Consider the following 17,060-nt stretch of genomic DNA (forward strand, 5'->3'; position numbering starts at 1 on the left):
TAAATCACCACAGACAGGTGATTTCCTTATTTATGTTTTGTAAATATGTGTATTATTTTTTGGCTAATAGGGAAAATTATCGAGTCAATCTCATGTGCTAAGTGCTATAAACGCTGCGGCGCTTAAGTGTAATAATGCGGAACAACAGAGGATTGTGTGATGCCCTATTACGCCGTCATCTATAGAAAGCAATAGTAAAGGAGTATGCGTTGGAGAATAATCAGCTATTACACACTTCGGTGGTTTTATTGGCTGCGGCGGTGATTGCAGTACCTATTTTTAAGCGATTTAATTTGGGCTCTATCCTGGGTTATTTAGCGGCAGGCGTGGTGGTTGGCCCCTATTTTTTAGGGTTTATTGAAGATCCCGCCGCCGTGCTTGATTTTGCTGAGATCGGTGTGGTGTTGTTATTATTTGTTTTGGGCTTAGAGTTAAACCCAAAATCATTATGGCAAATGCGTAAAAAAATCATTGGTCTGGGGGGCGCGCAATTACTGTTGTGCTGTTTGGCCTTGGGCGGCTTAGCGGCCTTAGCGTTGAGCCTTGAGTTTAAATTATCACTCTTAATTGGCATTACGCTGGCTTTATCCTCTACCGCTTTTGCTGTGCAATTATTAAAAGAGCGCAGCATGCTAAATCAACCGCTTGGGCGGATTGGCTTTGCCATTTTGCTGATGCAAGATTTAGCGGTTATTCCCGTATTACTCGGCGTACAAGCAATGGCATCTAATGCCAATGGGCATATTGCGCCTTGGTGGCTGGGCTTAGTGGCCGTGCTAATCACGCTGCTTATTGGCACCTATTTGCTCAACCCTTTGCTTAGAATTGTGGCTAAATATGGCAATTCTGAAGTGATGACGGCGGCAGCTTTATTGATTGTATTAGGTGCGGCATTAGGTTTTGAATACGCGGGTTTATCCATGCCGATGGGCGCGTTTATTGCGGGGATTATGCTGGCTAATTCTAGCTTTAGGCATCAATTAGAGGCGGATATCGAGCCGTTTAAAGGCTTATTGCTTGGGCTGTTTTTTATTACTATTGGCACCAGTATTAATCTGCACCTTTTATTTGCCAATCCTTGGGTTTTATTAGGCGGTTCTTTATTGCTGCTACTGGTTAAAACCTCGATTATTGGCAGTATTATTGCGTATACAGGGCAATCTAAGCGTAATAGCTTTAGGTTGGGTTTGATGCTGGCACAAGGCGGTGAATTTGCTTTTGTGGTGATGGCGCAGGCATTATCATTACATATTTTGGATAAGCAATCGACTGAGCAAATCACGATTGTTGTTGGCTTATCGATGGCGCTGAATGCCCCTTTGCTTCTGCTGTTTGAATCCTTAATTAAACGTAAAGGCAAAGAGAAGAAAGTTGATTATAGTAATGTAAAGTTTGAAACCAATAAAGTTATGATTGCTGGTTTTGGGCGCTTTGGCCAAGCTACAGGGCGATTATTGGCCGCTAAGGGGATGCAATTTACCGCCTTAGATAAAGATCCAGAGCATATTGAGTTTTTAAAGAAAGTAGGGCATAAAATTTATTTTGGCGATGCAACGCGTTATGATTTATTAAGAAAAGCAGGAGCTAAGCAGGCGAGTGTTTTATTAATTGCCATTGATAATATTAGCGATTCCCTGCATTTGGCTCAAATGGCAAAACGCAAATTTCCGCATTTAACTATTATTGCTAGAGCACATAATCGCACGCATGCTTTGTCTTTAATGGATTTAAATGTTGATGTGGTGATTCGTGAGGTATGGGAAAGCAGCTTAACGGCGGCGGAGCACACTTTACTGGCCTTGGGCTATGCACCGGCCCATGCTGAGCGAATGATTGATATTTTTCAGCGCCATGATGAAGCCTCTTTATTAGAGCAATTAGAACATAAAGACGATATGCCCGCCTTAATGGCTTTGGCTAAAGAAAATCGCCAACAAATGCACGATCTATTTGTGGCGGATAGAAATCTTTATGCAAGCGAAGAAACAAAAGTGGCGGGTAAATGAGTAATAGCCGTTGGGATATCTTTTGCCGCGTGGTGGATAATTACGGCGATATTGGCGTGTGTTGGCGATTAGCACGGCAATTGCACGCTGAATATGGCTTTACCGTGCGGCTGATGGTGGATGATTTAGCCAGCTTTCAGCGTATTCAAAGCGATATTGCCCTTGATCAATGCCAGCAGCAGTGTAGTGGCGTAGAAGTCTTGCACTGGCGCGAGCCTGCTATTGAGCTTGAACCCAGCGATGTGGTGATCGAGGCCTTTGCCTGTGATTTACCTGCCAGCTATATCGCCGCGATGAAGGCTATGCCGAGTGACCGAGTGTGGCTTAATTTAGAATACCTTTCTGGCGAAGATTGGGTGCTTGGCTGCCATGGCCTGCCATCGCCAGCTCAAGGCTTGCCTAAGTTCTTTTTCTTTCCTGGCTTTGTGGATGGCACAGGTGGAGTATTGGGCGAGCTGGTGCAGCGGGTGGCAAGGGCTGCGTGGTTGGTGGCGGATGCCGATGCGTATTTGGCGCAGTGGCAACGGCCACAGGCGGATTCCTTGAAGATTTCGCTATTTGCCTATGCAAACTCTGGCCTCGCCGAGTTATTACAGCTTTGGCAGAGCTCAAGCACGCCCGTGCAAGTATTTATGCCCGAAGGTTTGCTGCTGCCTTTGGCCAGCGCCGCGCTTGGGCAGGATCTGTGTGTTGGGCAAACTATTGCGCTTGGATCCCTAACGCTGACGGTGCTACCGATGCAATCGCAAGATGATTACGATCGGCTGCTATGGAGCTGCGATCTAAACTTTGTGCGGGGGGAGGATTCCTTTGTGCGGGCGCAGTGGGCTGGCCTACCTATGGTTTGGCATATCTATCCGCAAGATGACGACGCGCATAGGGTGAAATTAGCTGCGTTTTTGATGCATTATTTAGCCACTTGTCCACGTGAAGTGGCATTGGTTTTAAATGAATTTTGGCTGGCTTGGAATCATGCTGGCGATCTGCAAGCCGCATGGCACAAGCTTCTGCCAGCCTTGCCTAGCCTACGGGAACACGCTCAGGGCTGGGCAGAGCAATTATTACGACGCGGGGATCTTGCCACTAATCTGGTCAAATTCGTCAATAGCAAGGTAAAATACGGCGTTAAATTTTAACCATCATCTTAAGCTCTAGGTAAACACCGCAATGGCAATCAAAACTGCACAAGAAGTTCGCGTTGGTAACGTAATCATGGTTGACGGTCAACCTTGGGTCGTTCAAAAAACCGAAAACAGCAAGTCTGGCCGTAACTCTTCTGTTGTAAAAGTAAAAGCAAAAAGCTTGCTGGGCACTTCTGCATCAGAAAACGTTTACAAAGCGGATGAAAAATTTGAAGTAGTTACATTAGATCGCAAAGAATGTACTTACACCTACTTCGCTGATCCAATGTATGTATTTATGGATACTGAGTTCGAACAGTACGAAATCGAAAAAGACAATCTGGGCGATACCATCAACTTTATCGAAGACGGCATGCAAGATGTTTGCGATGTAACCTTCTACGACGGTAAGGCTATTTCGGTTGAAATGCCTACAACCATCGTGCGTGAAGTGGTTTACACCGAGCCAGCAGTTCGCGGCGATACTTCAGGCAAAGTAATGAAGCCAGCCCGTCTGGTGAATGGCTTTGAATTGCCAGTTGCGGCATTTATTGAAATCGGCGACAAAATCGAAATCGACACACGCTTCAACGAATTCAAAAAACGCGCTTAATCGCCGTTATGAATCAGATAAGCCACCTTGCAGAAGGTGGTTTTTTTTGTGCTTGAAAAACGTAACTTCAAACCAGCACGAAGTATTTTCTGAATTGCTTGGCAGTAGCTATAGTGGTATCAGCCCTATTGAATATTGCCCTTTATGACCCAGCCTCCTATTCCCCCTGATGAAACCGAGCGCTTGCATCTTTTGCACGCGCTGGGGCTGCTTGATACCGAAGCAGAGCCTGCTTTTGATCTGATTACGCGTTTGGTTTCTCAAATCCTGCAAGTGCCTATTGCCTTGGTTTCTTTGGTTGATGAGAACCGGCAATGGTTTAAATCCCGAGTGGGGCTAGATGCCACAGAAACGCCGCGTGAATTCGCTTTTTGCGCCCATAGCATTATGAATAGAGGCCCTATGCTTGTGCAGGATGCCACACAAGATAAGCGCTTCGCGGATAATCCTCTGGTGACTGGCCAGCCTAATATTCGTTTTTATGCAGGCATGCCGATTCGAAGCGCTGGCGGTTTGGCGCTTGGTACGCTCTGTGCGATTGATTCAAAACCCCGTGTCCTCACTCAAGATGAAGTGAGTATTTTGGTGGCTCTTGCCGATTTGATTAATAAAGAAGTGCAAATGCGTGAGGCCGTGTTGCTTGCACGCAGCCAGATGAATTATTCACAGAAAAAAATTCAGGCTATTGAGGCACGATTCCGTACGGTATTTGAGCGAGCCGGAGTGGGTATTGCCTTGGTTGCACCAGATGGTGGTTGGATTAGTGTGAATGATGCGCTTTGCCAGATTGTTGGCTATAGCAAGGCTGAATTATTCCAGCTTACATTTCAGGATATTACTTATCCAGATGATCTTGATAGCGATCTCAATCTGTTACAGCAGCTAGTGGCTGATAAAATTGATCGTTATCAGCTTGAAAAGCGTTATATCTGTAAAAACGGCAGCACGGTATGGGTGCAGCTAGTGGTGACCAAGTATGTGGGCCAGACGGGTGAGCTTGATTATTTTGTGTCGGTTATTAAGGACATACAGGCAAAGAAAGAGGCAGAAGCATCGCTTGTGGCCTTACAGCTTTCTTTAGAAGAGCGTGTGTTGGCCCGCACTCATGATTTACAAGAGGCTAATGAAAAGCTTTCTTTAGCCATTGCTCAGCAGCAGCAATCAGATCAAGCATTACGTAAACGTGAAGCAGAATTAAGCATGGTGATTGAAAATGCTAATGATGCTTATGTATGCACAGATCAGGCGGGTGTCATCATTGAGTGGAATCACCAGGCCGAGCAGACTTTTGGCTGGAGCGCATCAGAGGCCATTGGCTGCGCCTTAGATGAATTGATTATCCCCCCAGAAATGCGCGAGGCACACCGAGCAGGGATGAAGCATTATCATATTGCTGGTGAGCACAAGGTACTTAATCAGCGGCTAGAGCTACCTGCCTTACGGCGTGATGGGAGTGTGCTACCTACAGAGGTCAGAATTCGTGCTTTACATCTTGATGGGCAAGTCATTTTTAGTGCTTTTTTGCATGATATTACTGAGCGCAAACAGGCCGAATTAAAGCGTGAGCACGAGGCAAGGCATGATTTGCTTACTGGGCTACCTAATCGGCGAACGCTGTTTGAGCTAATTCCACAAGCGATCTCAAGGGCAAATCGTCTACGTGTTCCTCTGGCTATTGTATTTCTTGATTTAGATGGCTTTAAAGCGGTGAATGACACGTATGGGCATGAAGCGGGCGATGCCGTTTTATGCGCAATTGCCCAGCGCTTGCGTGAAAGTGTGCGCGATACCGATACGGTTGTACGCTTGGCTGGAGATGAATTTACTCTGATTTTAGAGCTTTTAAGTGGAGGTGTTCAGGATGCGTGTGTATTAGCAGAAAAGCTGCTGTTGCGTATTCAGGAGCCTATCTTACTTGGCCCAAATACTGCACATGTCAGTGCCAGTATTGGTATTACTCTTTATTTGCCCGGCACCGAAAAAACACCTGACCAACTAGTGAACACCGCCGATGCAGCAATGTACGAGGCCAAGCGAGCGGGTAAATCAAGAGTATGTGTGCAGTAGCTTTCTGCAAAATATCATGGCTTAGTATTGATTAGCTGAGCTTTAGGGTGGGCGTAGCAACGCACCCACCCTTAGCTATTATTACTTTAGCATCTTCCACAAAAAGCTGTATTCCAGCGCGGTCATGTCGGCTTTTTGCTTATTATCGGCTGCACCTGCGTGGCCGCCTTCCATATTTTCAAAATACCACGCCGATTTCACCCCCATGCTTTGCATCTTCGCCATCATTTTGCGTGCGTGCCCTGGGTGAACGCGATCATCTCGGGTGGAGGTGGTAAAGAGGATATTTGGGTATTGAGTTTTGACTTTGATATTTTGATAAGGCGAATATTTACTGATGTAATCCCACTCGGCGGGTACATCCGGATTGCCGTATTCTCCCATCCACGATGCGCCTGCCAGCAGCTTATTAAAGCGGCGCATATCCAGTAGCGGCACTTGGCAAACCACGGCACCGAATAGATCTGGGCGCTGCGTCATCATCACACCCATCAATAATCCACCATTACTGCCGCCCATAATGCCGAGTTTTTTAGGCTGGGTGATTTTCTTGCTAATGAGGTCTTCTGCTACGGCAATGAAATCATCGTAAGCTTTCTGACGGTTTTCTTTGAGTGCGGCTAAATGCCAGCGTGGGCCAAATTCACCACCACCACGAATATTGGCCAGCACATACACGCCGCCTTTTTCTAGCCAAGCTTTGCCAACACCCGCCGAATAATAAGGCGTAAGGCTTACCTCAAAGCCACCATAGCCATACAGCAGTGTTGGGGTATTGGCATCGAGTTTTAAGTTTTTAGGCTTAACAATAAAGTAGGGCACATGGGTGCCATCTTTAGAAACGGCTTGGTTTTGTGCGATTTCCATTTTGCTGGCGTCAAAAAAAGCGGGGCGTTGTTTAAGCAGCTCGCGCTCATCGCTGCCTGCTTTAGCAAGGTAAAGCGAATCTGGCGTCAGAAAATCGGCATGGGTAAAGAAATAATCATCGCTTGAATCGGCATCAATCGCCGTGGCACCAATACTGCCAAACGCGGGTGCATTGACGCTGCGTTGTGCCCATTGCCCATCTTTAAAGCGCCATTCGGTGAGGCGGCCTTTTACATTATCTAGTGATTCGATCAGCAGATAGTTTTTAGTGGCAGTTAGCCCATTAAGCGAGGTGCTTAGGCTAGGCGTAAACAGCGGCGTAAAATCCCGTTTACCGGCTTGGAAAGCATCAAAATTAATCGCCAGCAGACTGCCGCTTGGCCAAGTCTTATCGCCTATCGTCCACGCAGCTTTTACTGTAACTAGGAGCTGAGCGCCAAAAAACTGCACGTTGGCGTCGTCCGGAATCGCTATGCGGCTGAGTTTATCGCCACTTCTTAGATAAGTTTCATTGGTGTAAAACGTGACGCCACGGCGGATGATTTCGCGGCGAAAGCCAGGTTCTTCTGCCACAAGCGCCGAAACACTAATATCGGTTTTCTGCCCTTCAAAAATCGTCTTGGCGCTAGCAAGTGGTGTGCCGCGCTGCCAAAGCTTAACAATACGTGGATAGCCCGAATCAGTTTGGCTGTCTTTACCAAAATCGGTGGCAACAAAGATGGCGTCTTTACCTTGCCAACTGATTTCTGATTTAGCCTCTGGTAGGCTAAAGCCGTCTTTAACAAAGGCTTTTTGATTTAAATCGAATTCGCGGGTTTCTACCGCATCGGCACCGCCTTTAGAAAGGCTAATTAAGCAGCGATCATATTCTGGATAGCGGCATTCAGCGCCCTTATAAACCCAATTGGCATTTTCGGCCTTGGCTAATGCATCTAAATCTAATACGGTTTCCCATTCTGGATTGGCCGTTTTATAGCTGGCTAAAGTTGTGCGTCGCCAAACGCCGCGTGGATGCTCGCCATCGCGCCAAAAATTATAAAAATAGCCACCCATTTTATTTACATAGGCAATGCGTTCTTTAGAATTAAGAATATCCAGCACATCATTTTTAAGTGGAGCAAAACCTGCTTCTTTTTCTAGCATGCTACGGCTGGTGGCATTCTGCGCCTTCACCCAATCTAATGATTTTTTACCACCGACGTCTTCCAGCCACTCAAATTGATCGCTAGCTGCGTGGGCTAGTAGGCTGGCGCTGGCCAGTGCCATTGAAAGTAATACCTTTTGCATATTCTTCCTTGCTGAAATCAATGATTAAACAGAGTGGCAGGTATTGTGCGTACATATGCCATATGGGTTACAAAATATAGCATATTTGCCTAAGACAGGAGGGGGTTAGGCAATAAATGTGATGGGACTGTGCAATGATAGGGCGCAGAATTGTAGGGTGGGCACTGTTTTATCGTGCCCACGCGGCTAGAGCTAGAGCTAGAGCATAGACGCGTGGGCATAGTGCCCACCCTACATCTTTGATTGATTTTAATTGGATTTTCTCAGTGAAACTCCGTGTTCTCTGTGTTGTTTAAAGATTGGGGTTTAAATAAACGCCTATCAATTCCCAAACACCTGATCCCTCAGCATTTTAAGCTGATCCCTTAATTGAGCGGCTTTTTCGAATTCTAGGTTTTTTGCCGCGTCTATCATTTCTTTTTCTAGGCGTTTTAATTCTTTGGCGAGTGATTTTTCGTCAAATTCATTCAGCACTTTCTGGCGCTTCATTTCTAAGCGGGCGGCCACTGCGGCTTCTTCGTTATATACGCCGTCGATAATATCTTTAATGCGTTTAACTACGCCACGCGGGGTAATGCCGTTGGCTAAGTTAAATTCGGTTTGTTTGGTGCGGCGGCGTTCTGTTTCACTAATGGCTTTTTCCATCGATTTGGTAATTCGGTCGGCGTAAAGAATCGCTTTACCATTTAAATTACGCGCGGCGCGGCCTATGGTTTGAATTAAGCTGCGCTCTGATCTTAAAAAGCCCTCTTTATCGGCGTCTAAAATCGCCACCAGCGATACTTCGGGAATATCCAGCCCTTCACGCAATAAGTTAATCCCAATCAGCACATCAAATACGCCAAGGCGTAAATCGCGCAGGATTTCGACGCGCTCTACGGTATCAATATCCGAGTGCAAATAGCGCACTTTTACCCCGTGCTCGCTCAGATAATCAGTCAGTTGCTCGCTCATGCGTTTGGTAAGTGTGGTCACCAATACCCGCTCGCCAATATCGGTACGCAGCTTAATTTCAGAGAGTAAATCATCCACCTGCGTGCCCACAGGCCGCACTTCAATCAGCGGATCAACAAGGCCCGTTGGGCGTACCACTTGCTCTACCACTTGGCCTTGGTGCTTGGCCTCATAATCAGATGGCGTGGCGGAAACAAACACCGTTTGCGGCATCAGCTGCTCAAATTCTTCAAATTTAAGCGGGCGGTTATCCAGTGCAGAAGGCATGCGAAAGCCGTAATCAACTAGATTTTCTTTGCGTGATCGATCGCCCTTATACATCGCCCCAATCTGCGGAATGGTGACGTGGCTTTCGTCGACAATCATGATCGAATTGGGCGGCATATAGTTGATCAGCGTGGGCGGGGCCGAACCCGCTGGCTTGCCAGAAAAATGCCGCGAGTAGTTTTCAATGCCTTTGCAAAAGCCCATTTCGATCAGCATTTCTAAATCAAAACGTGTGCGCTGCTCCAGCCGCTGCGCCTCTACCAGCTTGTGTTCTTTGTAATAAAACGCCAGCCGGTCAGTCAGCTCTGCCTTAATGGTTTCGATAGCTTCCAGCACTTTTTCACGCGGAGTAACGTAATGGCTGCTAGGGAACACCGTAAAGCGGCCCACGCGCTGCTTGATATGCCCTGTAAGCGGGTCAAACAATTGCAGCGTTTCTAGCTCATCATCAAATAGATTGACCCGGAGCGCCAGCTCGGCGGATTCGGCGGGGAAAATATCGATTACATCGCCACGCACCCGAAAACAACCACGGCTAAAATCGGTGTCGTTTCTATCGTATTGCATGGCGGTCAGGCGTTTAATCATATCGCGCTGGGCAATACGCTCGCCTTCCTTCAGATGCAAAATCATTTTATGGTAGGAGCTAGGGTCACCAATACCGTAAATGGCGCTGACGGTGGCGACGATAATGCAATCGGGCCGCTCTAAAATCGCCTTGGTGGCGGATAGCCGCATCTGCTCGATATGCTCATTAATTGCTGAGTCTTTTTCGATAAATAAATCGCGGCTCGGCACATAAGCTTCAGGCTGATAATAGTCGTAGTAAGAAACAAAGTATTCAACCGCATTTTGCGGAAAGAATTCACGCATTTCCGAGTAAAGCTGCGCCGCCAGCGTTTTATTCGGTGCCAGCACAATCGCTGGCCGCCCAGATTGGGCAATCACATTGGCCATCGTATAAGTCTTACCCGAGCCCGTTACCCCAAGCAGGGTTTGATACTGCAAACCATCATCCAGGCCTTCAAGCAACTGAGCAATCGCTGTCGGCTGATCACCAGCAGGGGGAAAGGGCTGAAACAGGCGGTAAGGGCTGCCGGGGTAATCGACAAACATGGGCAAAATCCTGTGTTGACGAGGCGAAGTAGGCTTATTCTACCCAATAGAACGCTCGTGCGCTTTAATGGTTTTTGGGGGAGAGGGAAGGCTGTGATCATGGGGGATAGTAGAATCTGCAGGGGCGATCATGTTCGCTAGTTCTTTTGCCGTGAATATACTTTGATCTAACTTCTGTTTCCTTCAGTTTTCTCCCTATTTATCACTCTTTTAAGTTCGGCTTGGCGTAAAGCATTTCTATGTACTATCTTTTATTTTCTTGCGTTTATTAAAAGAATTTAATATTTTTTTAGTAAGTATTTGCAAGATTTAAGAAGCTGCTGTGAAAATCCATATTGATGCTCTTAATGAGAAATAGGAGATATATGAATAATTCTATTGTTCCCTTCCCTTCAGATGACTTTCTATGTGTAAGCATGTTTCAGAACAAGTCTAATCAACTGGAATTTTCCAGCTCATCTAATGGAATGGATTGGACTCTGGGAGTAGTGCCATTCCCAAGTATATTGGCCTGCAACCCTGTCTCTTATACTTTCGATGGTAAATTGTATATTGCCTATCAAGGGTATGGGCCATATCAAGGGATGAGCTCTGCAATTTATAAATTATATTTAGCCTCTACAGAAAATGGCATTGACTGGAATACTAATTCAGTGCCGATTGCGACTAATATTGGTGGTTATCATTGTGCTATGTTTTCATTTGACGGGGCATTTTGCATTATTTACCAAGAAGTGAATACAGCCAGACTTTGTCTTATTTCATCTTATGATGGTTCAAATTGGTCTACGCCGAGCTATGTTGGAGATTATGCAACTAAAACAGGTCCCTCAGTAACAGTTGATCAAAACACTATTTATCTGGTATTTCAAAATAATGACACTCAGCAATTAGTATTAACAACGTCAGTGGATTTAATTACTTGGTCGCCAGTAAGTATACTTTGTAATCAGCAATTAGCGTGCAACCCATCTATTTGTGTTCATCAGGGAGAGTTGTTTTTAATTTATCAGCCTTGGGCTGATGGCAAAGTGGTTGGAAAACTGTATTTTGCTACTTATGGTAATGGGATAAACTGGCAGTATGACTCTTCACCTATTTCAACAGAAATTGGTGGTTTTCCTGCCGTGATTACCGCATCTGAAACGGGTTTGTGTATTTTATATCAGATGATTAATAGTGCTTCACTTAGCTGTATGCAAAAGAATTACTCGGGAAACTGGGGGCCTACTCAAACGATATTGGATTTTGTTACATTAACTGGCCCAGCATTTTGTAATATACCTTATGCGTATGAAGCTGGCCGGAAACTTGCTGCAGCCCACCCTATTTATGCTTCAGATGATTTGCCTTTACCTGCAAATTGTATGGCTATTTTGGGGCCTGATGCAGAATATAATTGGGCGAATAAGCCAAAAGAAGCGGAAACATTCTGGGGCTTTACCGGTATCGTTGCTATTAAAGATACTCAATATGGCACTGATGCAAATCCAATTTCTTTAAAGGCAGGCTCGGTGATCATTTTTCCTGGAACGCATAGCCCCAAGTTGGCACGCAATGCAAAATCAATTTATGAGGGGTTTGCTCAGGTTAATTCAGTTCCTACAGATGCTATTTATAAAGGTTATGATGTTGCATTGGAGCCAGAGACCTCCTTGCATCAGCAGGTTTGTAAATTATATATGCCACCAAGCTATAAAGGCGGATTGCCGGCTTATATCAAAAATTTCATTGGATTTGCTTTTGATGTCACCGTGCAAAAAAAAGTTCCGAAATATTATATGTTATACAACAGCGGTCAACTCAATAATCCTTATTTTTACTATTTAAGCGATACCAATCAAAAGGTTCCTGCATCCATAATGTCAAAAGAATGGAGGAGTTGGTTAGCCGCATTTTGCACTAAAAATTTTCAAGGTTTAATTGAGAGATAAATTTTTAATTAAATATGGAGTAGCACTGTCTGTAAGGAATTATGCTGAAATTAATTGATTATTAAACAGCATGGTAGCTTGGGCTAAATATTTATTAGCCCAAGCTTTTCATTTACAGGGATGCGTTGGGCTGATAGAGCATGCCCAACCTACTTGCTGATCCAATTTCATTCGTTGGTTTCACCACATGCGCGCAAACCAACGTCAGAAAGACCTTTTAAGGGCCTTCGGCACGTTGATTTTGGAGCGGTAGCCACCGCGGGGGCGTTCTTTTCTTGAACGGCCAAGAAAAGAACCAAAAGAAGGCCGCCCCGACCAGCACGAAGGCCCCTCACTGCGGATAATCGGCTCGGCGGAAAAGGCTGCGCGCTCGCTGCCTCGCTACCCCTTTTCCGAAACCCCGAGCCGCTTATTCCTCGCTTCGGCGTGCTTCAAGGGGGATTTAAGTCCTATGCAAAGAGCTTGGTTATTGCATTTTTCTGCTGTTTGCAAATAAAAAAATAATTTTCTTGGCGTATAGAGGGCTTCATCCGCCCCATAAAACCATACACCTGATGCTCTGGCTTTCCCCTCGTGAACCCCATACTCCTCGTGCCCTTTATAATTCAAAGCTCAGGTTTTTTTACATGGCTGAATCATTGCGTTAAGGTGTCGCCATTGTTGAATCATGCACAGAAGCACTCCCAATGATAAATACTCCCCATTACTGCGAATTGAATGCTCAGCACCGTGCTGCGGCTGCTACATATGTGAACGATATTATCAGCGTGGCGATTGGTCATCGCAGCGATGAAGCGGCTTTGATTGTTTATGATGTTGAATGCCCTTTGGCGCAGGTGTTGGCGGATAGTTATCGCTTAGCTTTGCCCTGTGCGCAAGTGATTGAAATTAGCAGCGTGGATAATGATGCGGTGATGGCGGCGTTTCATGCTCAGCCTGCGGGGGCTTTGGTGGTGTTGATTCAATCAACGCATTTTCGCCTTGATGCCTATCGTTTGCGGGTGCAGTTGTTTAACCAAGAGTTAAAAGTCATCGAGCACGTGCATTTGGCTCGCATGGTGGCAGATGAAGCGCCTTTGTATATCGAAGCGCTGGCTTACGATGCTGCATATTATCGCGGCACGGGCGCGGCTTTGCAGGCGCGGATCAATGAGGCACCGCATGCACGCATCAGCAGCGGTGTGGGCCATGAGCTGATCTATGCGGGGCCACTTGAGGCCGCTAAGCTGAATGTGGGCGATTACCGCCAAATGAAGCATACAGGCGGGCAGTTTCCGATTGGCGAGGTGTTTACCGAGGCGCGTGATTTAACGCAGCTGAGCGGCCGTGCCGATATTTTTGTGTTTGGGGATACGAGCTTTCACTGTAATTTTCCGGCCTTGCCCATTACTTTGATTGTTGAGCAGGGCTGTGTGCTTGGGGTAGAAAACAGCACGCCGTATTTTGATGAAGTGCTGACTAAAATCCACGCGGTTGAAGGCGAAGTATGGGTGCGTGAATTAGGTTTGGGCCTCAATCGTGCGTTTAGCCGCGAGCAAACCGTGAGTGATATCGGTACTTTTGAGCGGCAATGTGGTATTCATCTATCGCTTGGTGCGAAGCACGGCAGCTACAACAAACCACAATTTAAGCGTAAAGACACGCGCTTTCACATCGATGTTTTCGTCGCGGCAACAGCCGTGTATTTGGGGGATGAAAACGTTTATATCGATGGGCAATGGCGGGTGTAAATCATCATGCTTTTAGCTTGCTGCTGATTGATCTGTTTTCGATTGCTGGTGCAATGCGCAGCACTTATGGTCATCTATTTTCCTGATTATCCCTCTTGCTCAAACAAAGCCATACATGTAGGCCAATATCCTGTAGGGGCGCTGCTTGCTGCGCCCTGTTCAGCGAGGGCGCAGCAAGCAGCGCCCCTACGAGTTAACTCTATTCATGTTGATATGCTCAGACAAACGACAAAAAATGAGCAAGAGACATAATCAGGTCTATTTTTGCTTAAAAAAAAGGCCCCGAAGCAAATTCGGGGCCTTAAAAGCTGCCGTGACGCAGTTCTTAGTAAGCGGTTTTTATAAGTACTCGCCGTTTACAGCGCGCTATGGCGCAGTTGTTCCAGAATCGCTGGGTTTTCTAGTGTGGAAATATCCTGAGTGATTTCTTCACCCTTGGCGATATTTCTAAGCAGGCGGCGCATGATTTTACCGGAGCGTGTTTTAGGCAGATTGTCGCCAAAGCGGATTTCATCCGGCTGAGCAATTTTGCCGATCTCGTGGGCTACCCATTCGCGTAGCTGCTTGGCTATCAACTTACCCGCTTCGCCTTCTGGGCGATCGCCTTTAAGCACCACAAACGCCACGACTGACTCGCCTTTAATTTCGTGCGGCCTGCCTACTACAGCAGCCTCTGCCACCAGTGGATTGGCGGCCAGTGCCGATTCAATTTCCATGGTGCCAAGGCGGTGGCCAGATACGTTTAGCACGTCGTCGATGCGGCCCATAATCCAGATATAGCCGTGCTCGTCGTAGTGCGCCGAATCGCCAGCAAGGTAGTACTTGCCGTTAAATTCATCCGGGAAGTAGGTGCTTTTAAAGCGCGCTGCATCGTTATAAATGGTGCGCACCAAAGAAGGGAAGGGGCGGGTAATCACCAGGGACCCGCCTTTGCCAGGCTCTACCGGCGCGCCGGATTCATCCACAATGGCCGTCATAATGCCCGGCAGTGGTAGGGTGCAAGAGCCTGGCTTGGTGGCCACTGCGCCCGGCAGTGGGGCCACCATATTGGAGCCGGTTTCGGTTTGCCACCAAGTATCCACAATCGGGCAGCGGCCGCCGCCGATCACCTCGTGATACCACATCCATGCATCTGGATTAATCGGCTCACCCACGGTGCCCAAGAGGCGCAGGCTAGATAAATCGTATTGCTTAGGTAGATCGCCGCCCAGTTTAATCAGCGAGCGGATGGCGGTAGGCGCGGTGTAAAAGGTGGTGACCTGATGTTTTTCAATCATCGCCCAGAAGCGGCCAGCATCGGGGTAAGTGGGCACGCCTTCAAATACCACTTGCGTTGCGCCAATACCCAGCGGGCCGTAAGTAATATAGCTGTGGCCAGTAATCCAGCCCACATCGGCGGTGCACCAGTAAACATCGTCTTCTTTGTAATCGAACACCCATTTCATTGATACTTGCGTACCCAAGAAATAGCCCGCGCTGGAGTGTTGAATACCCTTAGGCTTGCCGGTGGAGCCAGATGTATACAGCACAAACAGTGGATCTTCTGCGTTCATCCATTCTGGCTCGCATACATCCAGCTGGCCTTTCACCAGCTGATGCCACCAAACGTTATTGCTTTCGCTCCAATGATCGGGCTTGGTGCCGGTGCGTTGGAAAACAATCACTTTTTCGACAGATTCACAATTGCCAAGACCTAAGGCTTCGTCAGTCATGGCTTTTAGCGGGGTCGCTTTGCCGCCACGTACCGATTCATTGGCGGTAATCACAATTTTGGCCGTTGCATCTTGAATGCGATCGCGCAGCGCACCAGCAGAGAAGCCACCAAACACGACTGAGTGAATGGCACCAATCCGTGCGCAAGCTTGCATGGCGATGACGGCTTCGATGCTGTGTGGCATGTAAATCACCACACGATCACCCTTGACCACGCCAAGGCTCTTTAAGCCGTTAGCAAATTGGCAAACGCGGTGATACAGCTCGCGGTAAGTCACGCGTGAGACTGAGCCATCGTCGGCTTCAAAAATAATCGCTACTTTGTTGGCACGGCTTTCTAGGTGGCGATCTAAGCAGTTGTAAGAGACATTCATTTCGCCGTCTTCAAACCACTTAAAAAACGGCGCGTTTGATTCATCCAACACCTTGCTAAAAGGCTTTCTCCAGCTGACTAACTCACGGCCTAAATCGCCCCAAAAGCCTTGGTAATCGCTATTGGCTTTCTCACAAAGGGTGTGATAGCCCTCCATGCCGGATACATTGGCCTTGGTGCGGAAATCATCGGAAGGGGGAAACAGACGGGTTTCCTTAAGTACGGAATCAATGCTGCTCATATGGGGCTTCCTTCTTGCAGAGATAGTCAGATAAATCGGATTAAACCCAGAGTATCAGCGCACCTTTTACAAGGCTAATCGTGTTTTTTGATGGGGAGAATCAAAAAGGCTGATGTGAGGGTTTCTATGTAGTTTTCATCAGAAGGTGATGCATAAGGCGTGTGTGTTTTTTGATGGGGGGAATCAGAAAGACTGATGTGAGGTGTTTTACGCACATAGCATCTTTAATCTCAGGAGCGTTTAAAGCTGCTCCTTAGATTGAAGATGCTTCAGCAGACAGGCTTAATATGAACGCACTGGCGGGGCTCTCGCCTGTTTTATTGATTGGGCCTTTTATGCGGAAAGCTGCATATGCAAAATGGGGAATCGCTTGCCCATGCCATCAAGCTCGGAGCGACTGATGATTTTAAAACCCATGCGCTCATAAAAACGAATCGCTTGGGTGTTTTGTTTATTTACATCCACTTTGCTTGCCTGATGATGGGTGATGGCATCATTTAAAAGCATACAGCCTATTCCCAGCCCTCTATGCTCAGGAGCAATAAACAGCATCTCAATATTGTCCCCGCTTAATCCAATAAAACCGCATATTTTTGTCTGATTATCTTTTGCGCATTGTAGTGAGACTGCTGGGAAGAAATCGCTCAGCATTTTTGATTTATAAAATTGAATATCGTCTTCAGATAAAAAATCATGCGTAGCCCGTACCGATGATTCCCAAACACTTAATAGCTCAGGGTATTCATTGGGGGTAATCGCTAAAATTTGCAT

The 17,060-nt window shown here is 46.8% G+C and carries 10 protein-coding genes; 6 read left to right on the top strand and 4 right to left on the bottom strand.

All coding sequences use genetic code 11. The annotated features are described in order from the left end of the window. Nucleotides 1-209: 209 nt before the first annotated feature. From R6242_RS09655 to R6242_RS09670, 4 genes are all read left to right on the top strand, one after another. Nucleotides 210-2,006 (top strand): monovalent cation:proton antiporter-2 (CPA2) family protein, encoded by a 1,797-nt coding sequence (locus tag R6242_RS09655; protein WP_318426237.1) that lies wholly within the window; start codon nt 210-212, stop codon nt 2,004-2,006. Then, nucleotides 2,003-3,142 (top strand): elongation factor P maturation arginine rhamnosyltransferase EarP, encoded by a 1,140-nt coding sequence (gene earP / locus R6242_RS09660; protein ID WP_318426238.1) that lies wholly within the window; start codon nt 2,003-2,005, stop codon nt 3,140-3,142. The genes R6242_RS09655 and earP overlap by 4 nt, the downstream gene beginning before the upstream one ends. Before the next feature lie 37 nt (nt 3,143-3,179). Beyond that, entirely contained in the window at nt 3,180-3,740 is a 561-nt protein-coding gene (efp, locus tag R6242_RS09665; RefSeq protein WP_293935843.1) for an elongation factor P, read from the top strand. A gap of 144 nt (nt 3,741-3,884) precedes the next feature. Next, the gene (locus tag R6242_RS09670) at nt 3,885-5,807 is read left to right on the top strand and encodes a PAS domain S-box protein (RefSeq protein ID WP_318426239.1); all 1,923 of its coding nucleotides are present in this window, start codon (nt 3,885-3,887) and stop codon (nt 5,805-5,807) included. Between the two features lie 81 nt (nt 5,808-5,888). On the opposite strand, the gene R6242_RS09675 is transcribed toward R6242_RS09670, so the two are convergent. Continuing rightward, the gene (locus R6242_RS09675; protein WP_318426240.1) at nt 5,889-7,961 is read right to left on the bottom strand and encodes a prolyl oligopeptidase family serine peptidase; all 2,073 of its coding nucleotides are present in this window, start codon (nt 7,959-7,961) and stop codon (nt 5,889-5,891) included. A 321-nt stretch (nt 7,962-8,282) separates the two neighbouring features. Beyond that, nucleotides 8,283-10,298 (bottom strand): excinuclease ABC subunit UvrB, encoded by a 2,016-nt coding sequence (uvrB, locus tag R6242_RS09680; RefSeq protein WP_318426241.1) that lies wholly within the window; start codon nt 10,296-10,298, stop codon nt 8,283-8,285. A 365-nt stretch (nt 10,299-10,663) separates the two neighbouring features. Between uvrB and R6242_RS09685 the strand changes: the two genes are divergently transcribed. Both R6242_RS09685 and R6242_RS09690 read left to right on the top strand, forming a co-directional pair. Beyond that, a complete protein-coding gene (locus R6242_RS09685; RefSeq protein WP_318426242.1) occupies nt 10,664-12,232 on the top strand; it encodes a hypothetical protein in 1,569 nt (522 codons plus the stop codon). Between the two features lie 686 nt (nt 12,233-12,918). Beyond that, complete coding sequence (locus tag R6242_RS09690) at nt 12,919-13,962, top strand: hypothetical protein (RefSeq protein WP_318426243.1); 1,044 nt, start codon at nt 12,919-12,921, stop codon at nt 13,960-13,962. 356 nt (nt 13,963-14,318) lie between these two features. Here the strand turns inward: R6242_RS09690 and acs are convergent, their stop codons facing one another. Beyond that, nucleotides 14,319-16,289, bottom strand: a complete 1,971-nt coding sequence (acs, locus tag R6242_RS09695) for an acetate--CoA ligase (RefSeq protein WP_318426244.1) — start codon at nt 16,287-16,289, stop codon at nt 14,319-14,321. Between the two features lie 333 nt (nt 16,290-16,622). Beyond that, nucleotides 16,623-17,060 (bottom strand): acetyltransferase, encoded by a 438-nt coding sequence (locus R6242_RS09700; RefSeq protein ID WP_318426245.1) that lies wholly within the window; start codon nt 17,058-17,060, stop codon nt 16,623-16,625.

The organism is Iodobacter sp. CM08 (assembly GCF_033446605.1).
In the GTDB taxonomy this organism is placed as follows: Bacteria; Pseudomonadota; Gammaproteobacteria; order Burkholderiales; family Chitinibacteraceae; genus Iodobacter.